We start from the raw sequence: 4,860 nt of genomic DNA, 5'->3' as shown, positions 1-4,860 counted from the left end.
GTACGCTCCACATACTTCAGATCCAATTCCATACCCTCATACTCGTGGATTAAATAAAGCTCACCCACACGATTAAAATCTCCATCCTTGACCATCAAGCTAGGAAACCCACCGTTCACTTTTGAATAAACAAGCTGATCGCGAATTTTCTCCCACGACTTATCGGTAATTTTCCATTCAGGACCTTTTTTCTCGAAAATGTATAGATCAAGATCATTAACCAGATCCTTCGTCAGGTAGTTGCGGATGAATGAAATATCGGAATCGAGCTCGCGTACCTCGAACATTTTTTCCCTGCCCTTGCCAGGGACGCGTCCGAAGCGTGCTTGTTCTTCCTTCGTTGGGTTATCGAATCGACGCTCGATATCCTCGAATATTTTTAAACCTAAATAATAGGGATTCAAGGTATGCCGGGATGGCTGCACGACAGAGGAGTTTAGCTTAGCGAACTCAATCGTTTCATCGCTAGTCAAATCAAGCTCGCGAATAATTCGCTGATGCCAGTAGGAGGCCCAGCCTTCGTTCATAATCTTGGTCTCGATTTGCGGCCAGAAATAGAGCATCTCATCGCGAAGCATAGATAGAATGTCGCGCTGCCAATCCTCCAGAGTAGGGGAGTACTCCTCAATGAACCATACGAGATCTTTTTCTGGCCGTGGCGGAAAACGTTTGGCGTCAGCGGCCTGTGATTGAGCGGCTGATGCGGCGGCAGCTGTTCGATCCGGGTCTAGATTCCACAAGTCATCATAAGAGGAGGAAGGGATATTCCACTCCGAGCGCTCACTGTCCTTTTGCACCATTTCGATATAACGTTTCTTATCTAATTGATAGGGCTTTATTAGCGTCGGATCGACATGCTCTTGAATGGCGAGTATTGCATCGATAAACTTTTCGACTGCTTCTGTTCCATGATCCATTTCATATTGATGAATGCGATCCGCTGTAGCAGACATGCTCTCAACCATATTGCGATTGGTAACACTAAAGCGAGCATTGTTTTTGAAAAAGTCACAGTGAGCGAGCACATGGGCAACGATGAGTTTATTCTGGATTAAAGAATTTCCTTCAAGTAGAAATGCGTAGCAGGGGTTGGAGTTAATTACAAGCTCGTAAATCTTACTTAAGCCGAAGTCATATTGGAGTTTCATTTTATGGAAAGTTTTATCAAATAACAATAAATATGAAGAAAATGTGATAAGTTTTTGAGACCGATAGAGATGGGTATTGCTAATTCTACCGCAAATGCCTAAACCCAAAACACAATCGCTAACGACCTGTTCCGTTAATGAATGTCAAGTCTAATTCATTCGTAAATTACAACAAAACTAAGCCCATATCTTGCTAAACCTCGAATGTAAAATAAAAAGAAAACCCCTTTGACTAACAAAGGGGGAAAGTATTTATGCTCGATCACGGTCACGATCAGTTGCTCGGCTTCTCATACCTGCTAGTCCAAGAAGACCTAAAAGACCAAGCCAACCCCAATTTGAACCACGATTATAATCAAAAAAAACGACTTCATGAGATCGGAGTTTTCCATGGTGGATATGGAGGCGAGGGGGCGATAACTCTTATTTATCCTGGTTACTTGTAATATCTATTTTTTAGCTGTATTACGAACGTAAGTTCTGATATAATGTACAATAAATTGAAGTCGAAAGGAAGCAGCTATGAACGCTATAGAAGCCATAATTCAGAATTTAAATGAGATTCGACGCAGAAGCATGATTATTTGGGGAAGTATTCCGCATGAGTTTTTGGACTGGAGGCCTGATTCAGAAGCAATGAGCATAAAAGAGATGATTCGCCATGTCCTGGATAGTGAACATTATTACCATCTTGCCTTGTTGAATGAAGGAAGTCTAACCGCTTATGAATCCCCTTATGAGGCTCGTACTTTTACAACGCTCAAAGAGGAACTCATCTTTTCAGAAACCTATCGGAATGAATTTATGAATACAGTAAAATCCTATACACAAGAGGATTTAACAAGAATCCAGATTGATAGAAAAGACGTAGGCTACATTCGATCATTAGGCGACATGCTTTTAAGAATTGCATAMCATGAAGCAGTCCATTCAGGCCAACTTTTAGATTATTTAAGAGTAGCCGGATTAAAACGGCCAAAGGTATGGGATTGAAGTTTACATTTTTCTCTTAAATTTATTTGGCGAAGGCAGTATACTAAAATTAGGCATGCTAAAGAACCTTCACAGTAAGTGAAGTGCCTACATCGGAAAAACACATATGGAAAACCGATGATGCTGGTCAAGATTCCATATAGTGGACAGAATCGGAGCCAAATTGTTTAGTTTTCTTTGCCGACGCTTATTGTTGTAAAAGTGTATATATTCTTCAATTCAGCTTTGTTCTTCTACTGATCGTATATCATAAGGGTAGAGCGCTACTGTCTTCAAATGCGACTAGAAGCTCTCCCTTGAGGCATTGTCGTAAAAATTGCCCCGCTTGGACATGCTGATTTGGGCGCCAACCTTTGGTAGTATGTCATGGTAACCGTAGGATGTGTACTGGCTCTGATCGCTGTGAAAGATCAGCCCAGTCACGTCATTTTCCTTCTCAAAGACCTTAGAGAACGTCTGTAGAACAAGTTGCTTGTCATTGTGATGACTGGTTTGGTAAGCGATCCTGCTTATTCTTATCTGTGTTCAGTCGCTTCAAGTATGCATAGAATCCACTTCGGGATAAGTCCCGGTTCATTTACACTAGCTATTGCGTCACAAGGACGTATAGCGGGGAGTGTTGTATCCCCCCTGGCCTTCACCTACTGCCCTAATTGAAAGGGTTAAATTTAATGAATCAACATAACGATTACTTGTTGAATTGAATCCTTTTTTAGACCCATATACTCAGGTTCTGAATCTTTCCCGTGTACGGGTTTGATAACATAAACTGACGTAAGTCTTTAAAAGAAGTATGGGGAAGCAGCGGCAGATTAGGACGAATCTATCATCCTAGTAAGCTGCTGCTTTTTTTCGCATTTTAAGTGTTCTATGCCCTTAATTATATCTTATCGAGCACAGTGGCACAGGATTTTTTACTTCAAGGTCCATAATAAAGTCGAAAGTTAAGGAGAATTATGTGGCACATTCTGAAGATTTTGTTAAGTAGCAAAATTATCATAGAAATCAACTTTTTATTCAAGACGTTGATTCCAAGTAAATTTAGTATCTTTTTAGGAGCTACTATAACCAGGTAAAGAATATCATCTATGGTTACTGGGTGACTGGATGTACTGCTGCGGTTTTGCTGATCCGGACGGTCATTGGTGGTACGCGTTTTATATGGACTTGAGCAAAATGCTGCAAGGCTGAAAACCCAATTCGCCATTTCGTGACGATGTATCTCCAGTTAGCTTACATTGAATTGTCATCTCTTTCATATCCTTCATCCTCAAGCGATTCTAGGAATCGGGCGATCCATCCAGATTCACATTATCATTAATAAAGCAAAATTCAAGGGGACCCTTTTGAGCCCAATTTTTTATCTTTTTCCATACCACTTGGATCAGTGATATACGCGAGATACCCAATTCCTGACATACTCATTTTCGGAACTACAATTGCTCATCCGTTATATGTATCTACTTCTAAGTAATCGTCAATTGAACTTCAATAAAATTCACCGTTTTACTCACACACTCGTAGGCAGAAAAGTTATAGTTTGATTCACACAGTTTAACATAAGGTACAACCATTTGTTCATATGATGAAAAATGAATAAACAATCTGGAATTTCAAACCAATTGATAGCTTGGCGAGTTGTAAAACGATAAATAGGGTTACTGGCCCGACGCTTTCACTATAAAAGCGGGGGAAGGTAACGAGACGGGAATGGGGTAACGGGATGAACGATTCCGCCAAATCGCCATCCGTCGTATTTGACGACGTTTCGTTCCGCTATTTGGATCACGGCAACTGGATAGTAAAGGATTTCAAATTCAGCATTAATCCGGGTGAATGGGTATCCATCGTGGGAGGAAACGGTTCGGGAAAATCGACCTTGGTCAAGTTAATGAATGGCTTATTGAAACCAAGTCTGGGAAAGGTGCTTGTTTTCGGTGAAAATATCGGTCCGGGTAATGTTCAAAAGATCCGTCAGCTGGTTGGAGTTGTTTTCCAAAACCCTGAAGAACAGATGGTCGGCAGTACTGTCGAAGAGGATATCGCGTTTGGTTTGCAAAACTTAAGATTCACGCGAGATGAGATGATTTCAAGAGTAGATCGGATACTGAGATTGCTGCAATTGGTAGAGCTGCGGAACCGGTCCGTTCGGACCTTGTCCGGCGGGCAAAAGCAATTGGTTACGATCGCAGGCATACTCGTCATGCATCCACAAGTTATCATTTTCGATGAAGCTGCATCCATGTTAGATCCGCAAAATGCCGGTAAATTGCATGACGTTATGTCCGACCTTCATCGAATGGGATTCACCATCATCCAGGTAACGCATGATCCGGAAGACATCTTGAGGGCGGATCGCGTCCTGGTACTAAATCATGGACGTCTTACTTTTGATGGAGACGTCCTCACTTTAATGAAGCAATCCTTTATTCTCGAAGAGGCTCAGACACTTCCGCCGTTTCTGGTTCGTTTCAATAAAGCGCTTCGCAGTAAAGGTATGGATCTGCCCGTATACTGTGGATCAGAAAAGGAATTGGCCAAATCCATATGGGAATCAATTTCAGCAAAGTAAGCTATGCGCATGCCAAAAAATCACCTATGGCGCATAAAGCGGTGAACGATATAACCTTTTCTTTACCGGATGGACAATTTGTCGCAGTCATGGGACCTTCCGGGTCAGGCAAATCCACTTTGGGGCAACTGGCTGCTGGTTTAATAC

6 protein-coding genes are annotated in these 4,860 nt (G+C 41.8%); 3 read left to right on the top strand and 3 right to left on the bottom strand.

The window, feature by feature from the left end; translation table 11 throughout:
* A partial coding sequence (locus tag AC1DSE_RS30170; protein ID WP_477528692.1) for a SpoVR family protein occupies nucleotides 1-1,256 on the bottom strand: 1,256 nt, incomplete at its 3' end.
* Nucleotides 1,257-1,400: 144 nt separating this feature from the next.
* Nucleotides 1,401-1,547, bottom strand: coding sequence for a WGxxGxxG family protein (locus AC1DSE_RS30165; RefSeq protein ID WP_441886728.1), 147 nt, complete (start codon nucleotides 1,545-1,547; stop codon nucleotides 1,401-1,403).
* Between the two features lie 123 nt (nucleotides 1,548-1,670).
* On the opposite strand from AC1DSE_RS30165, the gene AC1DSE_RS30160 reads away from it, so the two are divergent.
* Nucleotides 1,671-2,141, top strand: a complete 471-nt coding sequence (locus tag AC1DSE_RS30160) for a DinB family protein (protein WP_477528691.1) — start codon at nucleotides 1,671-1,673, stop codon at nucleotides 2,139-2,141.
* A gap of 282 nt (nucleotides 2,142-2,423) precedes the next feature.
* Here AC1DSE_RS30160 and AC1DSE_RS30155 read toward each other — a convergent pair whose 3' ends face one another.
* Nucleotides 2,424-2,645: a DDE-type integrase/transposase/recombinase gene (locus tag AC1DSE_RS30155; RefSeq protein WP_441886722.1), complete on the bottom strand. Its 222-nt coding sequence runs from the start codon at nucleotides 2,643-2,645 to the stop codon at nucleotides 2,424-2,426.
* Nucleotides 2,646-3,864: 1,219 nt separating this feature from the next.
* Between AC1DSE_RS30155 and AC1DSE_RS30150 the strand changes: the two genes are divergently transcribed.
* Nucleotides 3,865-4,713: an ATP-binding cassette domain-containing protein gene (locus AC1DSE_RS30150; protein ID WP_441886704.1), complete on the top strand. Its 849-nt coding sequence runs from the start codon at nucleotides 3,865-3,867 to the stop codon at nucleotides 4,711-4,713.
* Nucleotides 4,689-4,860: ATP-binding cassette domain-containing protein (locus tag AC1DSE_RS30145; protein WP_477528693.1), on the top strand; the 172-nt coding region annotated here is incomplete at its 3' end. The genes AC1DSE_RS30150 and AC1DSE_RS30145, both read left to right, overlap by 25 nt.

It is taken from the genome of Paenibacillus sp. 01L418, from assembly GCF_056400045.1.
The sequence above is the reverse complement of the archived record's forward strand: the minus strand, read 5'-3'. Positions and strand labels throughout refer to the sequence as shown.